The following is a 21,762-nucleotide window of genomic DNA, read 5'->3' as shown; positions in this document are numbered from 1 at the left end:
ACAGTGTTGAATACTAAAGGAATTTTATGATACAATAAAAGTTGCTCATTATATCACCTTTATTTTAAGTATTAATCAATTTAATTTTATCACAAATGAGCTAGCTTTGTCAAATGTTATTTGAAGAGTCTTTTGATAAGGGGTGGGATTATGGATACGTCGAAGCAGGAGTGGCAGGAAGAGCAGCAGCGGGTTGATCAGGTTACGGATAAAATCAGTAGGCAAATTACGATTCTGCAACAGGAAGTGGGCGATATTCAAACCGAAGTCGTGGATATTCGGAAAAATTTCTGGGATGATGTAACCGTTAATTTTGACGATGCGCATGAAGCTGCAGAAACGTATGCCAGTATGAAGCAACAGGCTGAAGTTCTCTCCGAGCGGGAGCGCAGCTATCGACATGCCAGAGAGCGTTTAAGAACGCTGCATAGGCTAGAGCAGTCCCCTTATTTTGGACGTATTGATTTTACAGAAGAAGGAGAGCAGACGGAACGTATTTATCTTGGGCTGGCTTCTTTTCAGGAAGAGAACGGACCGGAATTTCTCGTATATGATTGGCGTGCGCCGATCTCAAGTTTATATTATGATTATTCACCTGGCCCAGCTCAGTATCAGGCGCCCGATGGCACCATTTCGGGTGTGATGGAGTTGAAGCGGCAGTACGTGATTCGTGATGGCCGCATTCTAAGTCTATTTGATACAGGGATCACCATCGGGGATGAACTGCTGCAAGAGGTGCTGGGCAGACAGGCGAACACACAGATGAAAAGTATTGTGGCTACCATCCAGAAAGAGCAGAACCAGATTATTCGCAACGAGCGCAGCCGGCTGCTGCTTGTGCAGGGAGCGGCCGGAAGTGGTAAAACATCTGCAGCTCTGCAGCGGGTGGCCTATTTGCTATACCGTTACCGGAACACATTGCAGGCTGAACAAATTGTGCTGTTTTCTCCGAACCAGCTGTTCAATAGCTATATTTCAACGGTCCTACCTGAGCTTGGCGAAAAAAATATGCAGCAGGTAACGTTCCAGGAATACTTGCAGCGTCGTCTCGGAAAAAGGTTTGTGCTTGAAGATCCATTTATGCAAATGGAGTATGTACTGACGGCGGAGGATGATCCGGCATATGACATTCGGATGGCTGGCATACGTTACAAAGCAGATCATGCCTTTGTTACGATGATTGAGCAATATGCCGCGTTTCTTGGTCGAGAAGGTATGCTGTTTAAAGATATTAGATTCCGAGGCAAGACGCTTGTGTCCACAGCACATATGACCGAACAGTTTTATAGGCTGGATGCTGCACTACAAATTCCGGACCGTATGAATTTACTCGTTGAATGGTTGCTTCAGGAAATCAAGCAGGCTATGCGTAAAGAGTTGACAGAACAATGGGTGGAAGATGAAATTGAGCTGCTTGATAAGGAAGCATACTTACAGGCTTATAAGAAACTACGAAAGAAAAGACGATACACCGGGGAGACGTTCGATGATTTTGAACAGGAAAAAAAGCAGCTTGCCAAAATGGTGGTTCAGGAACGCTTTAGGCCTTTGCGTAGAAGAGTAAAACGGATGCGATTCATCGATATGAAGGCGATGTATGAGCGACTATTTGCCGATTCAGCGTACGTGTCTTATTTTGCCCCTAATGCGAGTTTGCCGGAGCAATGGGCAGATATATGCGCCCAAACGAAGGAGCGAATTGCCCGTGCCGAGCTAGCGTATGAGGATGCGACCCCGTATTTGTATTTGCAAGAATTGGTGGAAGGATTTCAAAGCAATACATCTATTAAGCATGTATTTATTGATGAGGCTCAGGACTATTCAGCATTTCAGTTTGCTTTCATCAAACGTTTGTTTCCGCGCAGCAAAATGACGGTACTAGGTGATCTTAATCAGGCAATCTATGCACATGCTCGCTTCGGTATCGGAGTTTCGTCACTATCTTCATTATATGAAGGCGAGCAGACTGAAAAGATTACCCTGACACGCAGCTACCGTTCGACTCGCCAGATCGTTGAATTCACACGTGAGTTTGTAGATGGAGGCGAAGAGATTGAACCATTTAACCGGGAAGGTAGTAAGCCGACTGTAATACAGGTCGCAAATATGGAGGATCTTGCTGCACAGGTAACAGAACGGATTCAGATACTGCAAACAGAAGGGCATCGAACGATCGCTGTAATCTGCAAAACCGCCGAGGAGAGCCGGCAAGCGTATGCAGCATTACGAGTGAACCTTCCGCTTCGATTAATTGGAAAAGAAACAGGCGTCTTTGAAACAGGCACACTCATCATTCCTTCGTATCTTGCAAAAGGTGTAGAGTTTGATGCTGTGATTATTTATAATGGGGCCAAATCGCAATATGGTCGCGAAAGTGAGCGGAAGCTATTTTATACGGCTTGTACAAGGGCGATGCATGAGCTGCACATTTTCTGTAATGGGGAAATGAGTCCATTTATCAGGGAAGCATCCGCTGACACATATAACTATATAAGCAGCAGATAATAAATAAAAACCTTCCTGATCATGAGGTCAGGAAGGTTTTTATTCGTTAAACGGAAGCTTACTAAAGCTTCGCAGAGATTGGAGCGGCTATTTTTTTCAGTGGGTTCCCTTCTTTATAATACAGCGAGGGTGCAAGAATCACAAAAAAGATGTGAATCGCTGCATACCCGTTTTGTTTTAATAATTCGTATAGCCGTGCTGCAAGCATATCATGCTTGCTTTGTTCACGTTGAAACATTGAAATCTCAAGACTGGGCGGTGTGTTTGTAATTTGTTCTACCATAAGAAGTTCGATCTTTACTTTTTCTTCGGAAATCTGGATCGTACGGGCAACTTCCTTGATGATGAAGGGTGCTAGTTCTTGCAGGTGTTCTCTTTTGACCCCGGCAAAACGTAAAAATGGCATGGCTATATTCCTTTCAGGTGTTCCTTAGAAGCATGAGCGTTCTTTTTGTGACACAGCCCATAATACAGTAAAGCAGAAAAAGCAATCACAACAGCAGATACGAGATACATATCCCGGTAAGTAGAAGCAGAAGCTACTGCTCCGAGAATAATCGATCCAAGCGCAATGCCTCCGTCATACAGTAACAGATAGGTGCCCGTTGCGATACCACTGTGGTGAGCGGGTGACGATTGAATGGCGATCGTCTGGAAAACAGGGAATAATGTTCCATAGCCTAATCCGATTACCGCACCGGCTGCAAGAAACGAGAGCGACGTATGTGCCTGGCTAAGTGTTACAAGTCCGATGATATAAAGAAGGATACTTGGATATACAATCACATGTCCGCCCAAACGGTCAAATAGTCTGCCGGTAAGTGGGCGGGACAGAATAATCATTGCGGCGTATACCACATAAAAGTAACTGGCCGTCTGAACAAGCCCTAAATCTTTGGCGTATACGGGTATGAATGTAAGAATACCGCTGTAAGCAAACGCAAGCAGCATGCCTGTCAACGAGATTGGAATGGCATGTGGTTCAATAAAGTTTTTCCAGTGAAAAGACTGGTTATTGTTTTGTGTTGATTGATTTGCAACGGGAACACGTATAATGCTAGCACATAAAAAGGCCAGCAGGGAAAATACAGACAGAATCGCAAACAGAACATTAAAATTGTACGTATAAATAACGGTCAGCCCTAAAAATGGGCCGATAACCATCGCAATGTTCATAGTTGTAGCAAAATAACCAATTCCTTCGCCTTTTCGTGTAGACGGTACCAGGCTATTGGCGATTGTACCCGTGGTAGTGGTAACGACTCCGAAGCTTACACCATGAATAAAACGTAAGGTGAGGAGAAGTAAAAAGCTTTGAATACCTGCATACGTAAATGTAGAAACCATAAATAGTATGATGGAAGCTACCAGGATCTTTTTTCTGCCCATTCGATCAAGCAATCTTCCGGCTACAGGTCGTAAAAGTACGGCAGCGATAATAAACGAAGTCATAACCGGGCCAATTTGTTGATTGTTACCGTGTAAAATATCGATCACGAAAACGGGCAGAGTTGCTAAAAGGGTATAGAAGGTCATGAAAATAAAAAAATTACTTGCGCAAATTACAATAAAGTTTTTTGTCCATAAAGATTGTGGTTGCATAAATACCTCTCCGTTGTTTTCGACATAACATAGCTCCTCGTGCAAAGTACTTGTTATGATAAGTATATGTACACAATGTTTTCTTGTCAAAATAAAAATCCACCGTTTTCACGGTGGATGTAGTAATTGTATAGAACGATCGATGAGTAATAACGGGGAGCGCGGTATGTAAATTTAGATCAATACGCGGTCATATTTGCCTTCACTGTATTCGCGAATCCAACGGGAGATCATAATGCTGTTTAAATGGTAGTTACGTGCCGTTGTATTACGATCGCTTTTAAGGGCTTGTTTTACCACTTTTACCTTAAATTCCATAGAAAATTGACGTTTCATATCTCTTTCACTCCTGAAAACTGATATCGATTCCCATTATACTACAAAGTCCGGAAAACTTTTTAAAAAAAAGATATAGATTCCATTAATAATATAAAGATAGTGTAAAAAGGTGAAACGTCATCTTTATACAGGATGTATCATACTTATGGTTCATCAATCACTTTTTCTTCAGCTTCGGAGAGATCCATGTTTTGGGGTTCAGAATGTAGGTGTGTCGAGATTGGAAGATCTGGCGGTTCTTTTAGTGTGGCATGTCGACGTTCTAACTCGGCAAGTGTAATAGGTGTAGTTTTTCGCTCCATAATGAATCCCTCACTTTCTAATTCGTACGTATAGTATGATGGAAGAAGGATGGAATCATGCATTAGATTTCTCAATACTGCGGGTATAATAGAAGTATAGCAAAATAGGGAAGGATGTATGGCAATGGACCTAAATAGATTTACACAAAAATCCATTGAGGCTGTGCAGCAAGCAGAAACAAAGGCATTGCGCTATGGAAATCCAGAGATAGAGCCAGAGCATTTGCTATTGGTCCTACTTGAGCAGCATGAAGGATTGCTTGCACGCCTGCTGATAAAGATGAATGTCTCTCCAGATGAAGTAAAACAAAAAGTAGAGCATCGACTTGAACAGAAGCCACGTGTGTCTGGACCAGGGAAAGAAGCAGGGAAAATATACGTTAGTTCGGCTACCAATCAGGTGTTTCTGAAGGCAGAAGATGAAGTGAAAGCGATGGGGGATGAATATATCTCGGTTGAGCATCTATTTCTTGGCATTCTTGCAGAAGTAGGGAAAACAACGCTTGGAAAACAACTTGCAGAGGCTGGGATTACTCGTACCAAATTCCTTGAGGCACTTCGTAGTGTGCGAGGCAGTCAACGAGTTACAAGCACAACACCGGAGACAACATATGAAGCGTTGGAGAAATATGGGCATGATCTGGTCAGTGCTGCTGAGCAGAATAAGCTGGACCCGGTTATCGGGCGTGATGGAGAGATTCGTCATGTTATCCGTATTTTATCACGGAAAACTAAAAATAATCCAGTACTAATCGGTGAACCAGGTGTCGGAAAAACCGCCATTGTCGAAGGGCTAGCACACCGAATTGTACGGGGCGATGTACCGGAAGGATTGCGGGATAAGCGGATTTTTGCTTTGGATATGGGAGCTCTTATTGCTGGAGCGAAATACAGGGGTGAATTCGAAGAGCGCTTAAAGGCAGTGCTGCAAGAGATTAAGCAGAGCGAAGGACGGATTCTGCTATTTATTGATGAAATTCATACAATTGTTGGGGCGGGCAAGACGGAAGGGGCGATGGATGCCGGGAATCTTCTGAAGCCGATGCTTGCGCGTGGAGAGCTGCACTGCATTGGGGCGACCACACTTGATGAATACCGGAAATACATCGAGAAAGACGCTGCACTTGAACGCCGCTTCCAGACGGTGTTAGCGGATGAACCGACTGTAGAAGATACCATTTCGATTTTACGCGGGCTGCGGGAGCGATTTGAAGTATTTCATGGTGTCAAAATTCATGACAATGCGCTTGTCAGTGCCGCAGTGCTGTCACATCGGTATATTACCGACCGCTTCTTGCCTGATAAAGCGATTGATCTAGTCGATGAAGCGTGTGCGATGATTCGGACTGAGATTGATTCTATGCCAGCCGAACTCGATGAAGTCGCACGCCGGGTGATGCAGCTTGAGATTGAAGAAGCAGCTCTCAAAAAAGAAACAGATGTGGCAAGTCGAGACCGCCTTGCTCACCTTCAAAAGGAGCTGGCAGAACGGCGTGAGAATTTGGCAGCGATGAAAGCACAGTGGGAGAATGAGAAAAATGCACTGCAGTCGATTCAAAAGCTGCGTGAAGAAATCGAGAGTGTACATCGAGCAGTGGCACAGGCAGAGCGTGACTACGATCTAAATAAAGCAGCAGAACTTAAGTACGGTCGCCTGCCGGAGTTAGAGAAGCAGTTGCACGAAGCAGAAGTTACCCATGCAGCTAAGCAAAGTGAACAATCGCTTCTGCGGGAAGAAGTGACGGATGACGAGATTACCCGCATCATCTCGCGTTGGACAGGTATTCCGCTTGCTAAATTAGCAGAAGGGGAGCGAGATAAGCTACTCAAGCTCGATACCATTTTACACGAGCGTGTCGTGGGACAGGATGAAGCCGTACAGCGGGTGACGGATGCAATCTTGCGTGCGCGAGCTGGCATCAGTGATCCACGCCGTCCAATTGGCTCCTTTATTTTCCTTGGACCAACCGGTGTGGGGAAAACAGAGCTAGCCAAAACATTAGCTGAAACATTGTTTGATACAGAAGAGAATATTATTCGTATCGATATGAGTGAATATATGGAGAAGCATACCGTATCCCGCTTGATCGGTGCACCACCAGGGTATATCGGATTTGAGGAAGGTGGACAGCTGACGGAAGCGGTGCGCCGCAAACCGTATTCGGTTATCCTATTTGATGAGATTGAGAAGGCACACCCAGATGTATTCAATGTACTGCTTCAAGTGCTTGATGATGGACGGGTGACGGACTCGCAAGGTCGTACCGTTGATTTTAAAAATACAGTGATCATTATGACCTCTAACATTGGATCAGCGTTTCTGCTTGAGGGGATTACAGAGGCGGGCGAAATTCGCGAGGAAGCACGCCAGCAAGTCATGCAGGAGCTTCAAATGAGTTTTCGACCAGAATTTCTGAATCGGGTCGATGAAATCGTGCTGTTCAAGCCGCTTACGGCTCGTGAGATTGGTGGCATCGTTGAATTGCTCATTACTGACTTACGCCGCCGTCTGGCTGACCGGAAGATTACACTTACGCTCTCTGAGCAGGCAAAAGCGTATATTGCCAGGGAAGGATACGATCCGGTATATGGCGCCCGCCCGCTACGTCGCTTCTTGCAACGTCAACTCGAAACGATGCTTGCACGTGAGTTAATTAGTGGACGGATTGTAGATGGAGCCACTATACAGGTTGAACTTACGGAGGGTGCTTTAAAAGTAGAATCCTCGGCTTATTGACGAGTAGTTGATAGTAAAGATAAAAAGCAGTTCTCCTCAGGGGAACTGCTTTTTATAAAAATGAGTGAGGGCTGCTCGCTTATTTTAGATAGGGGGAGAGCTGTTTGATGGACTGTTCTAATTTTTGCGAGGCTTTTCCGTATAGCTTTTGGGTTTGAATATCAGTTGTTTCCAGAGCGAACAATTCCAGATCAGCCTGGCACTTTCGTAGTGAGGCGAGTGTAAGTTTTTGTTCAGTGGCAGCAGGCATTTCAAGCTTATCATCATATACATCCAGGTATAGTTCACCAGCAGAATCGACCTGTCCTAAAAAAACATTATCCAGTGCAACACCTGCTTTTTCTAACTCTTCGCGCAGCCAATGCATGTTGAGCCCGGCTTCGGCGAGGGGTTCAAGCAGAATGTTTCCATCCATAATGACAGTCTGCGAATCGTGCTCGGGCTTTACAGTGAGTCCAAGATCGCTGACGGATGGAGGCTGACTTTCTTTTTTCTTCATCACACTCAATTCACCGTTCGCTTCAAGAACAGCAAATTCCACATCCGCTACCCGGAACGCATCTTTTAGACGTAATTGTTCCAGTAGTTCATCTGTGCTAAAGTGTTCTTTCTTCATATTATCTTCTAGTATTTTTCCTTTGCGGATGAGCACGGTGCCTTTACCTTCAAATAGATCGCGAACGGTTTTACTCTTAAGAGAAAGAAAATCAATAAGAAACGGGATAACGGCAAAAACAAGCAGGCTGGCATAGCCGTGAAGTAGATTTCCTTCCACGTCGGTCGCGATGAAGGCTGTAATATCTCCGATGGTGATGCCTACGATATATTCAAAGAAGGTTAGTTGTGCAAGCTGTTTCTTCCCCTGTAGTCGAGTGATGATGAACAGGGCAATGAGGGCAAAAAACGCACGTAGCGCCACTTCGAATGTACTGTTCATAAGATTTCCTCCTATGATAAGCAGGGTGAGCACTGTGCTCACCCTGGCTTTTTGCTTTCTTAGAACCCTTTGAACTGTGGTTCTTCTTGTTCAATCTGTTGCACACGCTGCTCAAGAGAGTCAATGATCATTTGAGTCTGTTGAGCATTTTGTGTAAACGCTTGTTTGGCTTGCTTGTTCTGTGTTTCAAGCGCGAATGTTTCCAGGCTTGCCTGGGCACTTTTCAGACCAGCAAGTGTCTGTTTAACTTTTGCCGCTACTGTCATCGTTTCTCACCTCCATGACTGTAGTATGTGCTTATCCGTGTGGTTTAAACACGAGAGAACCAAGAAATCCAAATACGATGGCGGCGGAGATTCCGGCACTTGTTACTTCGAAAATCCCCGTAATAATCCCGACTACACCATCTGCTTGCATCTCTTGCATGGCACCGTGCACAAGCGCATTACCAAAACTTGTGATCGGAACGGTCGCTCCGGCTCCCGCGAATTTTATTAGAGGCTCATACAGACCAAGGCCATCGAGAATGGCTCCAACGACAACAAGCGTCGACATCGTATGGGCAGGTGTTAGCTTGCCGACATCCATTAAGAGCTGTCCGACGACACAAATTAATCCTCCGATGACAAATGCCCAAAAAAAGATCATGTTCCCGTTCCCTCCTTAGCTGTGTTCGATTGCGACGGCATGGGCGACGCATGGGATGGTTTCGTTTTGCTGGAAGCTGAGCGGCGAGAGAAGAGCCCCGGTTGCAATGACCAGGATGCGCCGCCATTCTCCTCGCTTCAATCGATTCAGTAAATGTCCGTATGTAACGGTGGCGCAGCAGGCGCAGCCACTTCCTCCGGCAATAACTTTTTGGTCCTCGTTATAGATCAATAATCCACAGTCAGTAAATCGTCCTTGATCAGGCATTGTAAAACCGTGTTTGGCAAGTAGATCAGCCGCAATGGGATGCCCGACTTTACCGAGGTCACCGGTCACAATGAGATCGTAATGATCGGGTCCGATCTGAAAGTCGCGGAAATGTGCTTGAATCGTATCAACAGCGGCTGGGGCCATCGCTGCTCCCATATTGAATGGATCAGTAATACCCATATCGACTACGCGCCCAATCGTGGCAGCGACGACACGTGGACCGACTCCGTTGGTACCAACGAGTGCTGCACCGGCCCCGGTTACGGTCCACTGGGCAGTAGGTGGCTTCTGGGAGCCGTATTCTGTCGGATAGCGAAACTGTTTCTCGGCTGTTGCATTATGGCTGCATGTTCCAGCGAGTGCATACTGTGCTGATCCACTGTCCACGAGTTGAGCGGCAAGTGCGAGTCCCTCCATAGAAGTGGAACAGGCACCGAAAATACCAAGATATGGAATGCCAACTGTCCGGGCCGAGAAGCTGCTGGAGATGATTTGATTCATTAAGTCGCCTGCGAGTAGAAAGTTAACTTGTCCTTTGTCGATCCCTGCTTTTTGCAGCGCAATATCGCATGCTTCCTCCAGCATTTTTTTCTCGGCTTTCTCGAAGCTGTCCTGTTCAAGCCAAATGTCGCCATACAATTTGTCAAAATCAGTGGCGAGCTTACCTTGGGCTTCGAATGGTCCACCGACTGCGGCCGAGGAGAGAATGACAGGCTTACTAGGGAATGTCCATGATTGGTGTCCGGTAAGCATCTACATCGCCCCCAGTGTCTGCCAGGCCCATTTGAGCAGGCCGATAATAAAGGCAGCAAATACGCCAAACACGATGACCGAGCCTGCAAGCTTGAACATATTGCCTCCGACACCGAGCACGTAGCCTTCGCTTTTATGTTCAAGAGCAGCAGATGCGATGGAGTTAGCAAATCCCGTGACCGGCACGGCCGTTCCGGCTCCGGCGTATTGCGCGATTTTGTCGTATACGCCAAATCCGGTTAGCAGTACCGACAGAAAAATGAGGACAGCTACGGTCGGATTTCCTGCTGTTTTCTCGGTGAATCCGAAATACTTAATGAAAAATTGCTGGACGAATTGCCCGAGTAGACAGATCGTGCCGCCGACCCAGAAAGCACGCAAGGTATTTTTCCATACTGGTCGTGCGGGTTCATGCGCTTTTGCGAACTCTTGATATTCAAGCTGTGTCGGGGTCAGCTTCTGGTTTTTCGTTTTTGTCGACATGTGAGCATCCTCCTAAAAAATCAATCTGCTTCTAGTAGTGTGGGATGAATTCTCCTTTTCATACAAAAAAATGGGCAGAACTTCACCGCAAAGGCGGCATGTTCTGCCTGTAGATGGGATTATTCGGGGTCGTCTGGTTTATTTTTTGTTTCAAGGGATTGGATACGTTTAGACTTTAGCTCATCACGTTTGGCACGGCGGTCTTTAAGAGAGGTGTGGTCTGCGGTTGCTTCGTATTGCTTGCGTCGGGACAGGCGGCGCAGTCCTTCCGGTATGATGGAGAAGGTTTCATCACGCATGATGGAGGCAATGCCGATTGATGGCTCCGGCTGTGTGAAGCCATACACTTCATTAAAGTAATCATCAGCGCGGCCCGGCACATACTGCTTCGGTTCCGGGTACGACGAGATGACTCCTTCAAAGTTACGGAGGATCACTTTTTCTGGACTCTGCGAGATCAGGTAGTTTGGCTGAAGGGCAATTTTACCGCCTCCACCCGGTGCATCAACGACGAAGGTTGGTACGGCATAGCCGGAGGTGTGCCCGCGTAGCCCTTCGATGATTTCCAGCCCTTTGGATACAGGTGCACGGAAGTGGCCGATACCTTCAGACAGATCGCATTGGTAGATGTAATACGGTCGAACGCGAATTTTGACAAGTTCATGCATAAGCTTTTTCATGATTGGTACGCTGTCATTGACGCCTGCGAGAATAACCGACTGGTTGCCGATCGGAACCCCGGCGTTAGCGAGCATCTCACAGGCACGTTTTGCTTCCGGTGTAATCTCAAGCGGTGTGTTGAAATGTGTATTTAGCCAGATTGGGTGATATTTTTTTAAGATCGTGCATAAATTTTCGGTAATGCGCTGCGGGAATACGACCGGAGCACGTGTGCCGATACGGATGATCTCGACATGTGGAATGGCGCGTAAGTTTTTGAGGATGTATTCCAAAATCGTGTCATTAATTAGCAGTCCGTCGCCGCCGGATAACAAGACGTCACGCACGTCTGGAGTACGAGCGATGTAGGCTATGGCATCATCGATCTGCTTTCTGGGTACGCCCATGCCAATCTGACCGGAGAAGCGTCGGCGCGTACAATAGCGACAATACATGGAGCATTGATTCGTAACGAGGAACAGAACACGATCTGGATAGCGGTGTGTAAGACCGGGAACGGGTGCGTCTTCATCTTCATGCAGAGGGTCTTCGAGATCGTATTTGGTTTTTAGAATTTCGGCAGATACTGGCACCGATTGCATACGGATTGGGCAACGTGGATCATCCGGGTTCATCAAAGTAGCATAGTAGGGCGTAATATTTAAAGGGATGGTTCGTGCTGAGATGCGCACACCTTCCTCTTCATCCGGTGTCAAGTTTACAACCTGTTTGAGTTCATCGACAGTCTTAATGGTATGGGTCAACTGCCAGAGCCAATCGTTCCATTGTTCATCCGTTACGTCTTTCCATAATGGAACATGGCGAAAATCTCGTACATGTCCCGCGCGCCAGGGTCCCTGCGGCACCTCTTCTTCTCGTATGCTCATTGTGGATGCCCTCCTTAAAAAAGTCCTAATAGTTGTTACATGTTGCAAGCTACATGCCAATACGGAAGGGTTCGAGAGTAGGATTCGTTCCAAAATTCCTGTGAATAGACCTGCAAAAAATCCGGCACTCGCAAAAATTTCAGCGCCGGATTTTTTGCAGTTAGAATAGATGAAATTTCTTCAGTTTATACTGAAGTGCTTGTCGTGTAAGCCCGAGTGCGTCGGCGGTACGACTGATATTCCCGTTGTAGCGGGCTAGCATGCGGGCAATCGTATCACGCTCAATTTGATTGAGGAGGTCTGGTAGATTGCATGATTCATCGGGCAGAATCAACTCTTCGAGATCATTATGGTTCCGGCTTATGTCAGGAGTGGATTGCTGGAAAAGTGTTGGCAGGTGGTGAAGTTCGATAACTGATTCATTTTCTTCTAGCATATTGAAAGCCGATTCGATTGCATGTCGCAGTTCCCGGATGTTACCGGGCCACGTATGACGTTCGAAGGCAGTATATACGTCAGATGCAGCATCCTGTACGCGAAGCGCAAAAGAAGCATTGAATTTATCGATAAAGTGGCGTATGAGAAGGGGGAGATCATCCATTCGCTGGCTAAGTGGCGGCAGATCAATGCTAACGACATTCAGGCGGAAAAATAGGTCTGATCGCATCGTTCGGTTACGAACCACCTCGTATGGGTCAGCGTTCATTGCGGAAATGATGCGGACATTAATCTGTTGCTCGGATGTACCACCAATGCGGCGCACCCGCCCGTCTTGTAGCACACGCAGAAGTTTGGCTTGTAGGGCGGGATCGAGGCTGTTAATTTCGTCGAGAAACAACGTGCCACCATGTGCCTGTTCAAAAATTCCAGGTCGGTCAATGGCACCGGTAAATGCTCCTTTTGTTGTACCGAACAGAAGACCTTCCATTAGCTCGCGCGGCACAGCCGCACAATTTTGAGCGATGAATGGCTCGTTGCGTTGGATGCTAGCATTATGGATGCTTTGCGCGATCAGCTCTTTTCCGGTTCCAGTCGGACCACAGACAAGAACGGGGGAATGTGTGCGCGCCGCTCGCTTTGCCCGCATGAGAGCTTGTGTGAAAAGCTTGCTTTCTCCAATCAAGTCACCGAAGTGATACACGGTATCGTTGTTTGCGTGCTTCGTCCTGCTGGCCTTTCGGTACAGTTGCTCACGTAGCTCTAGTATCTGGTCATTGAGTTGTACGATACGAGTGATATCCTCGGCCAGTTCTACAGCACCAATGATGACATTCTGTTTAAGCAGCGGGTAGGTGCTATTAATGGATGTAATTTGTTTGCCCCGTATGTTCATATAGGTCTGTACTTGATCGATGGTTGAGTGTCCGGTATGCAGGGCGCGGATTAACGTACTGTTCTCATTCGTAAGCGAGGGAAAAAGCTGAAAAATGTTTCGACCAAGTACATCTTTCCGGCGTAGACCATCGATTTCCGCCATTTTTTCGTTAAAAAAAACGGTCGTTCCGCTTTTGTCGACCAGATGGACACCGACGTTTACCATGCTGAGCAGCCACTCCATATAGTCCGACCAGATTGCCGTTGTTTCTGACATCGTCCTCACCTCTGGGCTGGCATATTTTTTGCGTATGGTTTCTCTATACACATCATAGTAGGGAGGCGGCTTTTTATGACGGCGAATGAACCAATCTATGCGTACAACCGGATTGAAGCAGGGACTGACTTCTGGATGGATGTGTGTTTGGACCCGTTTAATGCTCGCCTGCGTGTTGATGATTACCGGGGGGCAGTGGGAAGTGTGTGCAGGCGCATTCGGGAGCTTGCTGCTTCGTATGCGTTCACAAAAAATATTGTCAAGGCTCGTGCTGAACATATTCCGCAATTTCTTACACAGGGTTATATGATCGAGGCAGTATTTTATCGGTATTTTAATGGGAGTGATGCGTATGGCATGACGCTGTATACATCAGGTACCCGCCGGACGAGTTTGTATTGGCTGGCCGAAGATGAAGACCTCAGGCGGGTACTTCAATTGCCGTATCGGATGGAGAAGGAAGAGCTGTCATCTGGATATACGGTGCGTGCAGCTAGTGCGGCGGATGCGGAAGCGCTGGCGCAACTATATGGTACGGTATTTCAAACATATCCGACTCCGATGAATGAAGCAGCGTATATTTGTAAGGTAATGGAAGGTGGAACGATTTTTTATGTGGCAGAGAACGTAGGTCGGATTGTCAGTGCGGCTTCGGCTGAAGTGAATGGTACGTATCACAATGCAGAGATTACGGACTGTGCGACATATGTGGAAAATCGTAAATATGGGCTGATGAGGCACCTGGTTCGGGCGCTCGAAGCAGAGCTGCGCCAGCGCCATCTATACTGTGTGTATTCCCTGGCTCGTTCCCTATCGTTTGGTATGAATGCGGTGTTTCACCAGCTTGGCTATACGTACAGCGGTCGAATGGCAAACAACTGCAACATTTATGACAAGCTTGAAGATATGAGTGTATGGGTCAAAGACATATCAGTATCAGATCCGGTAAGGGGTGGGCGGAATGAGTGACAACAGCCATGTCATTAAACCACTGCTTGGTAAATCTTATCCGACAGCAGCATACGGGCGTGGTGTGTATATTTATGATACGAATGGGCGGGCGTATTTGGATGGCTGTTCAGGAGCGGTAACGGCCAATATCGGGCATGGGGTGCAGGAGATTATTCAGGCGATGCAGACGCAGGCGGCCCGCATTTCTTTTACGTATCGCTCTCAGTTTACGAGTGAAGCGGCAGAAGCACTCGGTGCGAAGCTGGCGCAGTGGGCGCCGGGGGATTTGGAGTACGTGTTTTTCGTCAACAGTGGATCGGAAGCGACAGAGACAGCGCTAAAAATCGCACTCCAATACTGGCAGGAGCAGGGGAGATCGGAGAAACGCATAGTGTTATCACGTTGGATGAGCTACCACGGCATTACACTCGGGGCATTGTCGATGTCCGGGCATGTGCTCCGGCGCAAGCGATTCGTACCACTTTTAGAAGATTGGCCAGTGGTGGAGCCACCGTATTGTTATCGCTGCCCACTGGGGAAGATGTATCCATCCTGTAAATTGGCTTGCGCGGATGGGTTGGAGGCGGCATTGCAGCGGATTGGACCGGATTATGTGGCAGCCTTTATCGCAGAGCCAATCATTGGAGCATCCGGTGGAGCAGTGACGCCACCGCCTGGCTATTATGAGCGCATTCGGGAGATTTGTGATCGCTATGAGATTTTGTTTATTGCTGATGAGGTCATGACCGGGAATGGGCGGACTGGTAAAGCTTTTGGGATTGATCATTGGGGTGTCGTACCAGACCTAATGGCACTTGGCAAGGGGATGAGTGCTGGGTACACACCAATCGCAGCTACGCTTGTGAGTGCTCGTCTGATTGAGGTGATTCAGAACGGTTCGCGTTCGATTATGGCCGGACATACCTTTAGTGCGAATCCACAGTCCGCAGCCATCGCACTTGCCGTCATGGATTATATCGAAGCGAATGATCTGATCGCACAGGCGGCAGAGCACGGGAAGCAGTTGCGGGCCGGATTGGAGAAGCTCGCACAAGCACACGAGCTGATTGGCGATGTTCGGGGGAAGGGGCTTCTGTGTGGCTTGGAGTTTGTGCGGGATCGGATAACGAAAACACCGTATCCGCTTCAGGCTTGTGTTACAGAGAGAGTGATCGAGGCAGCGATGAGACAAGGCTTACTTGTGTACAGTGCGGCAGGAGCAATCAATGGGCAGGCTGGAGATAGTGTCATTGTGGCTCCCCCATTCACCAGTACTTCAGATGAAATTGAGTTGTTGCTAGAACGGCTGAATCAAGCACTTGTGGATGCTGTCGCTGAAATCAGTAAATAGAGAAGAGGTGAAGTGCGGTGCAGGAACGAATTCGGGCATGGATGCACGAGCATACAGAGGAAGCCGTGCAGTTCTTATCGGCATTGGTACAAGAAGCGAGTCTATCGGGTCAGGAAGCCGAGGCACAACGGCAGGTAGCCGATAAGCTAGCTACACTTGGGCTTACCGTAGATACGTGGGAGCCGGGTGGGGAAGAGTTGATCAGGCATCCGTACTTTTGCTCGCCGCGTCAGTTATTTAGCGGCAGCCCAAATGTAGTCGGGGTATGGAAGGGAACGGGTGGAGGGCGTTCATTAATTTTGAATGGTCATGTCGATGTGGTTCCGCCAGGGGATACGTCACGCTGGACGGATGATCCATATAGCGGCAAGGTGGCAGATGGACGGGTGTACGGGCGTGGGACAACGGATATGAAGGGAGGGAATGTATCGCTTCTGCTAGCGATTCAATGCTTGAAAGAGCTTGGTGTGCAGCTGAAAGGCGATGTGATTTTTCAAAGTGTTATTGAGGAAGAGAGCGGTGGGGCTGGTACGTTGGCGACGGTGTTGCGTGGTTACACGGCAGATGCGGCAATCATTCCGGAGCCAACGGGCATGAAGATTTTTCCGAAACAACAAGGCTCGATGTGGTTTCGCATCCGTGTTCGTGGCTGGGCAGCACATGGTGGAACCCGGTATGAAGGAGTAAGCGCCATTGAGAAAAGCCTACTTGTAATAGAGGCGGTGCGTTCTCTGGAACAAAAGCGCAACGAAACCATTAACGACCCACTATACGCGGCGACTCCGATTCCCATTCCGATTAACATCGGGAAAATTAGCGGCGGGGATTGGCCGTCCTCTGTGCCTGATCTCGTTGTACTGGAAGGACGAATGGGGGTAGCACCGGAAGAAGAATTGGATGCGGCTCGGAGATGTTTGGCTGACGCGTTGATGCGGATAGAGGATGATTGGCTACGCGACAGCCCCCCGGAACTTGAATGGTTCGGTGCACAGTGGGTGCCAAGTAGTCTGGAAACCGAGCATGAGCTGATGAACTGTCTGGTTGATGCGTACCGCAATGTTACGAAGGAAGAGCCGGTTGTGGAAGCTGCACCATGGGGAACGGATGGGGGACTACTGGCAAAAGTCGGGGGGACTCCTGCGGTCGTATTCGGTCCTGGCACGACTGCACTTGCCCATTATCCAGATGAACATATTGAGATTGCCCGCATGATGACATGTGCAGAAGTAATTGCCTTAGCGGTATTACAATGGTGCAGGGAGGAAAAGTAACCAATTTTCGTCTATTTATGTAAAAAGGCTCTTTCGTTCGATGGAGATGTACCTCGAACGAGAGAGCCTTTGATTGAACAGTTTACTTTGAGTTAGCCAACTACAGTGAAGCGTTCATTTACGTGTTGCGGTTTTTCGATCTCATCTACAATCGCAATCGCAAAATCCGCATAGCTAATATAGCTTTTTCCTTCTGCGTTCACCAGCAAATTATCTTTGCCTGTTTGATATGATCCAGTCCGTTTTCCCTGTGGATCAAAAAATGCTGATGGGCTAACAAATGTCCAGGTAATAGAAGGGGTTTGTTGTAAGATGGCCAGATTTTCGCCCTGGCTTTTCGCAGTGGCAAGATATTCAGTCGGGAACTCAGGTGTATCGAATACTCGTACCGTTTTTTCAGCGTCAACAAACAGGCTTCCAGCTCCACCTACTACAAGCAATCGTGTATGAAGATTTCCTTTAAGAGCTGCAATCAAGGCGTTGCCTGCTTCTACATGAAGATGTTCCTGTCCGGCAGGAGCACCGAATGCATTTACAACCACATCGAATTTTTGCAGATCTTCCGCAGTAAGATCGAAAACGTCCTTCTCTAATACGGATATGTTCTTTTCAGTAAGCTTGGCGGCATTACGTACAATAGCTGTGACGTCATGATTGCGGTCGATTGCTTCTTTCATAATCAAACTTCCTGCTTTTCCAGTTGCTCCGACAATACCAATCTTCATAAATAAAAACCTCCTAGAATTTAATTGTAATCGACTTTGTTACAATTGAGAGTGAAAAAAATCTCTCTTTATTAGAGAGAGTCTCTCCTTTAGGGAGAGAGATGATGCACGATATCTGCCACTGATTTACTTGCCAATTCATTTTCCATCGCTTTTTGAGCATTACCGAAGGCATCCTCCAAGGCGGCTTGAATGTTTCTTCCCACTGGACAATTCGGATTCGGGTTCTCATGAATAGCAAATAAGTCATCCTGAACCTGAACAGCTCGATACACATCAAGTAAAGAAATATCTGTGATTTCTTTGGTTAAAATCGCACCGGCCACCCCGGCATGTGTTTGTAATAAGCCGGCTTTTTTAAGCATACCGCTAATGCGTCGAATAACCACCGGGTTTGTGTTTACGCTACCTGCAATGTAATCAGAAGTAACGGGCTTCCCTGGACTAGCAGCAATCAAAGAAAGAATATGAATGGCAACAGCGAATCGACTGTTTATCAAGTTTTTCACCTCTTGTTGTAACTATAATAGTTACACTTTTTGTTTTTGTCAACAATGGCAGACTTTCATCAAAGAATTTGGATTTCAGGAAAAAAGTATGGACGGAATACGAATAAATTCCTACAAATTTAGTACTTGTAGAAGAATTATCCTACTTAAATATAGTATTTTCCATATATATATTTTATGGTTAGTAATAGGGGGGAAGAGAGGAGGGAAGTAGGATGGAGGAAACGAATGAAAGTGGACAGTATGTTGTGTTTTCGATAGCAGAACAAGTGTATGCCTTACATATTGATCAAGTTATTGAAATCATCAGGATGCAAACCATTACAGAAATTCCAGAAATAAATTTTCATATTGCAGGTGTCATCAATCTACGTGGCAAAATTCTTCCGGTCGTTCATTTGCGAAAGCGTTTTGCCATGCCGATCGCTCCATTTACTAAAAAAACACGTATCGTTATTGTTCATTTCGAAGGAGAGCAAGTTGGTCTTATTGTAGACGAGGTCCGAATGGTAACACTTGTACGTGATGAAAATATCGATCCAGCACCAGATATGTTTAATTATGTAGAACAAGAGTGTTTTGAGGGATTTGCCAGTACAGAAAATGGACTTGTTGGGATTTTGAATTTAAAACGAATCTTACTTGAACACATTTCAGAAGGTGAGGAGGGAAAAGAATGAGCGACATGGATATGGCAGCGTATATGGGTGTGTTTCTTGATGAAGTGGATGAACAGTTGCAGATTCTGGATGAAGAAATTTTGAATCTGGAACAAGATGGCGAAAACGTAGAAACCATTCAGCGAATTTTCCGTGCGGCTCATACGTTAAAAGGCTCCTCTGCCGCAATGGGATTCGACAATATGAAAGAGCTGACACATAAAGTGGAAAATGTGTTTGATCTTATCCGCAATCGTCAGCTTGCCGTTAATACGGAAATCATTAACGTCATTTTTGAAGCAATTGATTACTTAAAAGTAATGAAAGAAGCCATTATTAATGGAACACTAGCAGAAACAAACCCACAGCCACTGATTGATCGCCTCGAAAAAATCCGCAGCGGTGCAGATGCAAGTGAACCAGTCAATGCACCTTCTAGTTCCCAAAAGCAGTCGGATCAGCCGGAAGCCCCTGTCATTCAGTTTGATGTATATCAGCGAGAGGTTATTACAAAGGTGCTTCAGGATGGATACCAGGTAATGGCGATTTATATTCGTCTGGTTGACACCTGCATTATGAAATATGTACGTGCCGTGCTGATTTTCAATAACTTAAAAGAGACAGGAGAAGTCATTGCCTCCTTTCCTTCTGCTGAAGAGATGGAAAATGAGGATACGTTTTCCGGAGAGTTTATTTATGTACTCGCAACGAAACAGACGAAGCAGGAAATCATCCAGATCATTAATCATATTTCTGAAATTAAAACAGTAGATTTAACGGTGATTACCTCAGAGAATCTCGAGCATTTTTGTGAAGGGAAAAAAATACAAGTTGTTCAGGTTCCCTTAAAGCAAGAAGCCGCCGCTCAGCCAAAAGCAGAGCAAAAGGTCAAGGTTAACCCGACGGTGCGCGTCGATGTTGAACGTCTGGAATATTTGATGAACCTAGTCGGTGAACTTGTCATTGACCAGACGAGACTGGTCGATGTTCAGCAACGACTCAATAACCGATTTGATGGCATTGACGATATGGTAGTGCTTGGTGAAGTTAGCAATCATCTCGGGCGCGTGATCGGTGAGCTTCAGGAAGGGATTATGAAGACACGGATGCTGCCGATTGAGCAATTGTTTAATCGGTTTCCGCGTATGGTGCGTGACCTAGGACAAAAAGCGGGGAAAGATCTTGACTTCATCATGGAAGGAAAAGAGACAGAACTGGATCGTACATTGATTGAAGAAATCGGAGATCCGATTATTCATTTACTGCGTAACGCAATCGATCACGGGGTGGAAACACCGGAAGAGCGGGAGCAAGTGGGCAAGCCTAGAAAAGGCCGGGTTGTGTTAAAAGCCGCTCATGAGGAAAACCACATTGTGATTACGATTGAGGATGATGGACGAGGGATTGATGTTGAGAAAGTTACAGCATCGGCGATTCGAAAAGGACTACTGACAGAAGAAGCGGCTGCTAAGATGACCGATAAAGAAAAAACATTCCTGATTTTTGGGTCAGGGGTATCAACCGCCCAAAAAGTGTCGGATATTTCCGGGCGTGGTGTGGGAATGGACATCGTACGCTCTAATATTGAGAAGTTAAACGGCATTATCGACATTGATACAACGGTTGGTTCCGGGACTGTTTTTAGCATTAAGTTGCCACTGACGCTGGCCATTATTCGCTCACTGCTGGTAAAGCTGGCTGATCAGACATTCGCGCTACCGCTAGTCAATGTATTGGAAATCGTGCGCCTGCCGCTGAATGAAGTCAAAACGATTAAAAATCGGGAAGTTGGTGTGATTCGTGGCCGGATTTTACCGCTTGTACGCTTGCGTGATCGTCTCCAAATTCATTCCTCTGTAGAAGAGAATAAAAAACGTTTAATCGTTGTTGTTGTGGGGATTGCGGATAAACGTGTAGGTTTAATTGTCGATCAGACATTAGGAGATCAGGAAGTGGTCATCAAGTCGCTCGGTAAATATATACACGTCCCATCTTACATCGCAGGTGCAACGATTATGGGAGATGGAAACGTCGCCCTTATTCTTGATGTTGGATCGATTGTCCGCGAGGAAGGAAGTAAGGGAGTTGCGGTACAAGAGGATGCTGAACAGCAGGTAAAATCTTGTGAGCGACAGCTGGTTACATTCGAGTTAGCCGGTGAAGAATATGGGCTTGATGTACAGTGTGTCAAAGATATTATCACAGTACCGGAAATTACAGCAGTTATGTCGCCGCCGTTTTCCGTACTCGGTATTATCAACTTGCGCGGACAGTTGATTCCGGTTATTGATATGCGCGAGCGCTTTGGTATGTCGCAGGGTGAGGTCACAAAGAAGTCGCGTATTGTGGTAGTGGAATTACAGGAACGCTTAGTTGGGATGCTAGTCGATCGGGTAACGGAAGTGTTGAAAATAGAAGAAGATAGTATTGAGCCAGCGCCTGAGTCTGGAAACATCCAAAGTAAATTTATTGAGGGAATTTCCCGCTTTGATGAGCGGCTGGTGATTTTATTACATCTTGATCTGGTACTAAATATTGAGGAATTAAATGACATCGATGTACTACATTACACATCATAAGGA

20 protein-coding genes are annotated in these 21,762 nt (G+C 46.5%); 7 read left to right on the top strand and 13 right to left on the bottom strand.

The genetic code is table 11. The features are described from left to right. The first annotated feature begins 150 nt into the window (after nucleotides 1-150). Complete coding sequence (helD, locus tag PO771_RS17525) at nucleotides 151-2,505, top strand: RNA polymerase recycling motor HelD (protein WP_272560924.1); 2,355 nt, start codon at nucleotides 151-153, stop codon at nucleotides 2,503-2,505. Nucleotides 2,506-2,566: 61 nt separating this feature from the next. On the opposite strand, the gene PO771_RS17520 is transcribed toward helD, so the two are convergent. From PO771_RS17520 to PO771_RS17505, 4 genes are all read right to left on the bottom strand, one after another. After that, on the bottom strand, nucleotides 2,567-2,911 hold the full coding sequence (locus tag PO771_RS17520) for a DUF1904 family protein (RefSeq protein WP_272560923.1): 345 nt from the start codon (nucleotides 2,909-2,911) through the stop codon (nucleotides 2,567-2,569). Between the two features lie 2 nt (nucleotides 2,912-2,913). Further along, the gene (locus tag PO771_RS17515) at nucleotides 2,914-4,107 is read right to left on the bottom strand and encodes an MFS transporter (protein WP_336297945.1); all 1,194 of its coding nucleotides are present in this window, start codon (nucleotides 4,105-4,107) and stop codon (nucleotides 2,914-2,916) included. A 174-nt stretch (nucleotides 4,108-4,281) separates the two neighbouring features. Beyond that, on the bottom strand, nucleotides 4,282-4,443 hold the full coding sequence (locus PO771_RS17510) for a hypothetical protein (protein ID WP_272560922.1): 162 nt from the start codon (nucleotides 4,441-4,443) through the stop codon (nucleotides 4,282-4,284). A gap of 146 nt (nucleotides 4,444-4,589) precedes the next feature. Continuing rightward, nucleotides 4,590-4,748 (bottom strand): hypothetical protein, encoded by a 159-nt coding sequence (locus tag PO771_RS17505; protein WP_272560921.1) that lies wholly within the window; start codon nucleotides 4,746-4,748, stop codon nucleotides 4,590-4,592. A gap of 124 nt (nucleotides 4,749-4,872) precedes the next feature. Here PO771_RS17505 and clpB point away from each other — a divergent pair, with 124 nt between their 5' ends. Further along, the gene (clpB, locus tag PO771_RS17500; protein ID WP_272560920.1) at nucleotides 4,873-7,485 is read left to right on the top strand and encodes an ATP-dependent chaperone ClpB; all 2,613 of its coding nucleotides are present in this window, start codon (nucleotides 4,873-4,875) and stop codon (nucleotides 7,483-7,485) included. 79 nt (nucleotides 7,486-7,564) lie between these two features. Here clpB and PO771_RS17495 read toward each other — a convergent pair whose 3' ends face one another. From PO771_RS17495 to PO771_RS17465, 7 genes are all read right to left on the bottom strand, one after another. Beyond that, complete coding sequence (locus PO771_RS17495; RefSeq protein ID WP_272560919.1) at nucleotides 7,565-8,422, bottom strand: DUF421 domain-containing protein; 858 nt, start codon at nucleotides 8,420-8,422, stop codon at nucleotides 7,565-7,567. Nucleotides 8,423-8,481: 59 nt separating this feature from the next. Beyond that, a complete protein-coding gene (locus PO771_RS17490; RefSeq protein ID WP_272560917.1) occupies nucleotides 8,482-8,688 on the bottom strand; it encodes a DUF1657 domain-containing protein in 207 nt (68 codons plus the stop codon). A gap of 31 nt (nucleotides 8,689-8,719) precedes the next feature. After that, nucleotides 8,720-9,070 (bottom strand): stage V sporulation protein AE, encoded by a 351-nt coding sequence (gene spoVAE / locus PO771_RS17485; protein ID WP_272560916.1) that lies wholly within the window; start codon nucleotides 9,068-9,070, stop codon nucleotides 8,720-8,722. A gap of 15 nt (nucleotides 9,071-9,085) precedes the next feature. Beyond that, nucleotides 9,086-10,093, bottom strand: a complete 1,008-nt coding sequence (gene spoVAD, locus PO771_RS17480) for a stage V sporulation protein AD (RefSeq protein ID WP_272560915.1) — start codon at nucleotides 10,091-10,093, stop codon at nucleotides 9,086-9,088. Further along, nucleotides 10,094-10,576, bottom strand: coding sequence for a stage V sporulation protein AC (gene spoVAC / locus PO771_RS17475; protein ID WP_272560914.1), 483 nt, complete (start codon nucleotides 10,574-10,576; stop codon nucleotides 10,094-10,096). A 119-nt stretch (nucleotides 10,577-10,695) separates the two neighbouring features. Beyond that, the gene (gene kamA, locus PO771_RS17470; protein ID WP_272560912.1) at nucleotides 10,696-12,123 is read right to left on the bottom strand and encodes a lysine 2,3-aminomutase; all 1,428 of its coding nucleotides are present in this window, start codon (nucleotides 12,121-12,123) and stop codon (nucleotides 10,696-10,698) included. A 160-nt stretch (nucleotides 12,124-12,283) separates the two neighbouring features. Next, on the bottom strand, nucleotides 12,284-13,714 hold the full coding sequence (locus tag PO771_RS17465) for a sigma-54 interaction domain-containing protein (RefSeq protein ID WP_272560910.1): 1,431 nt from the start codon (nucleotides 13,712-13,714) through the stop codon (nucleotides 12,284-12,286). Between the two features lie 135 nt (nucleotides 13,715-13,849). Between PO771_RS17465 and ablB the strand changes: the two genes are divergently transcribed. Genes ablB through PO771_RS17450 form a run of 3 tightly spaced genes read left to right on the top strand, consistent with a single transcriptional unit; the run spans nucleotide 13,850 to nucleotide 17,287 of the window. Then, nucleotides 13,850-14,683: a putative beta-lysine N-acetyltransferase gene (gene ablB / locus PO771_RS17460; protein WP_272563204.1), complete on the top strand. Its 834-nt coding sequence runs from the start codon at nucleotides 13,850-13,852 to the stop codon at nucleotides 14,681-14,683. After that, the gene (locus tag PO771_RS17455; RefSeq protein WP_272560909.1) at nucleotides 14,676-16,016 is read left to right on the top strand and encodes an aspartate aminotransferase family protein; all 1,341 of its coding nucleotides are present in this window, start codon (nucleotides 14,676-14,678) and stop codon (nucleotides 16,014-16,016) included. The genes ablB and PO771_RS17455 overlap by 8 nt, the downstream gene beginning before the upstream one ends. A 17-nt stretch (nucleotides 16,017-16,033) precedes the next feature. Then, nucleotides 16,034-17,287 (top strand): peptidase, encoded by a 1,254-nt coding sequence (locus tag PO771_RS17450; RefSeq protein ID WP_272560907.1) that lies wholly within the window; start codon nucleotides 16,034-16,036, stop codon nucleotides 17,285-17,287. Nucleotides 17,288-17,379: 92 nt separating this feature from the next. On the opposite strand, the gene PO771_RS17445 is transcribed toward PO771_RS17450, so the two are convergent. Further along, nucleotides 17,380-18,012 (bottom strand): NAD(P)-dependent oxidoreductase, encoded by a 633-nt coding sequence (locus PO771_RS17445; RefSeq protein ID WP_272560906.1) that lies wholly within the window; start codon nucleotides 18,010-18,012, stop codon nucleotides 17,380-17,382. 89 nt (nucleotides 18,013-18,101) lie between these two features. Continuing rightward, nucleotides 18,102-18,512: an Rrf2 family transcriptional regulator gene (locus tag PO771_RS17440; RefSeq protein WP_272560904.1), complete on the bottom strand. Its 411-nt coding sequence runs from the start codon at nucleotides 18,510-18,512 to the stop codon at nucleotides 18,102-18,104. Between the two features lie 224 nt (nucleotides 18,513-18,736). Here PO771_RS17440 and PO771_RS17435 point away from each other — a divergent pair, with 224 nt between their 5' ends. Further along, on the top strand, nucleotides 18,737-19,201 hold the full coding sequence (locus tag PO771_RS17435; RefSeq protein WP_272560903.1) for a chemotaxis protein CheW: 465 nt from the start codon (nucleotides 18,737-18,739) through the stop codon (nucleotides 19,199-19,201). Next, entirely contained in the window at nucleotides 19,198-21,759 is a 2,562-nt protein-coding gene (locus PO771_RS17430; RefSeq protein ID WP_272560902.1) for a chemotaxis protein CheW, read from the top strand. Before PO771_RS17435 ends, PO771_RS17430 begins: the two co-directional genes overlap by 4 nt. Nucleotides 21,760-21,762 lie beyond the last annotated feature (3 nt).

The organism is Aneurinibacillus uraniidurans (genome assembly GCF_028471905.1).
Taxonomy (GTDB): Bacteria; Bacillota; Bacilli; order Aneurinibacillales; family Aneurinibacillaceae; genus Aneurinibacillus; species Aneurinibacillus uraniidurans.
The sequence above is the reverse complement of the archived record's forward strand: the minus strand, read 5'-3'. Positions and strand labels throughout refer to the sequence as shown.

Coding starts and splice junctions, on each gene's coding strand:
- helD (WP_272560924.1), top strand. CDS start 151: ATGGATACGTCGAAGCAGGAGTGGCAGGAAGAGCAGCAGCGGGTTGAT.
- PO771_RS17520 (WP_272560923.1), bottom strand. CDS start 2,911: ATGCCATTTTTACGTTTTGCCGGGGTCAAAAGAGAACACCTGCAAGAA.
- PO771_RS17515 (WP_336297945.1), bottom strand. CDS start 4,107: ATGCAACCACAATCTTTATGGACAAAAAACTTTATTGTAATTTGCGCA.
- PO771_RS17510 (WP_272560922.1), bottom strand. CDS start 4,443: ATGAAACGTCAATTTTCTATGGAATTTAAGGTAAAAGTGGTAAAACAA.
- PO771_RS17505 (WP_272560921.1), bottom strand. CDS start 4,748: ATGGAGCGAAAAACTACACCTATTACACTTGCCGAGTTAGAACGTCGA.
- clpB (WP_272560920.1), top strand. CDS start 4,873: ATGGACCTAAATAGATTTACACAAAAATCCATTGAGGCTGTGCAGCAA.
- PO771_RS17495 (WP_272560919.1), bottom strand. CDS start 8,422: ATGAACAGTACATTCGAAGTGGCGCTACGTGCGTTTTTTGCCCTCATT.
- PO771_RS17490 (WP_272560917.1), bottom strand. CDS start 8,688: ATGACAGTAGCGGCAAAAGTTAAACAGACACTTGCTGGTCTGAAAAGT.
- spoVAE (WP_272560916.1), bottom strand. CDS start 9,070: ATGATCTTTTTTTGGGCATTTGTCATCGGAGGATTAATTTGTGTCGTC.
- spoVAD (WP_272560915.1), bottom strand. CDS start 10,093: ATGCTTACCGGACACCAATCATGGACATTCCCTAGTAAGCCTGTCATT.
- spoVAC (WP_272560914.1), bottom strand. CDS start 10,576: ATGTCGACAAAAACGAAAAACCAGAAGCTGACCCCGACACAGCTTGAA.
- kamA (WP_272560912.1), bottom strand. CDS start 12,123: ATGAGCATACGAGAAGAAGAGGTGCCGCAGGGACCCTGGCGCGCGGGA.
- PO771_RS17465 (WP_272560910.1), bottom strand. CDS start 13,714: ATGTCAGAAACAACGGCAATCTGGTCGGACTATATGGAGTGGCTGCTC.
- ablB (WP_272563204.1), top strand. CDS start 13,850: ATGGATGTGTGTTTGGACCCGTTTAATGCTCGCCTGCGTGTTGATGAT.
- PO771_RS17455 (WP_272560909.1), top strand. CDS start 14,676: ATGAGTGACAACAGCCATGTCATTAAACCACTGCTTGGTAAATCTTAT.
- PO771_RS17445 (WP_272560906.1), bottom strand. CDS start 18,012: ATGAAGATTGGTATTGTCGGAGCAACTGGAAAAGCAGGAAGTTTGATT.
- PO771_RS17435 (WP_272560903.1), top strand. CDS start 18,737: ATGGAGGAAACGAATGAAAGTGGACAGTATGTTGTGTTTTCGATAGCA.
- PO771_RS17430 (WP_272560902.1), top strand. CDS start 19,198: ATGAGCGACATGGATATGGCAGCGTATATGGGTGTGTTTCTTGATGAA.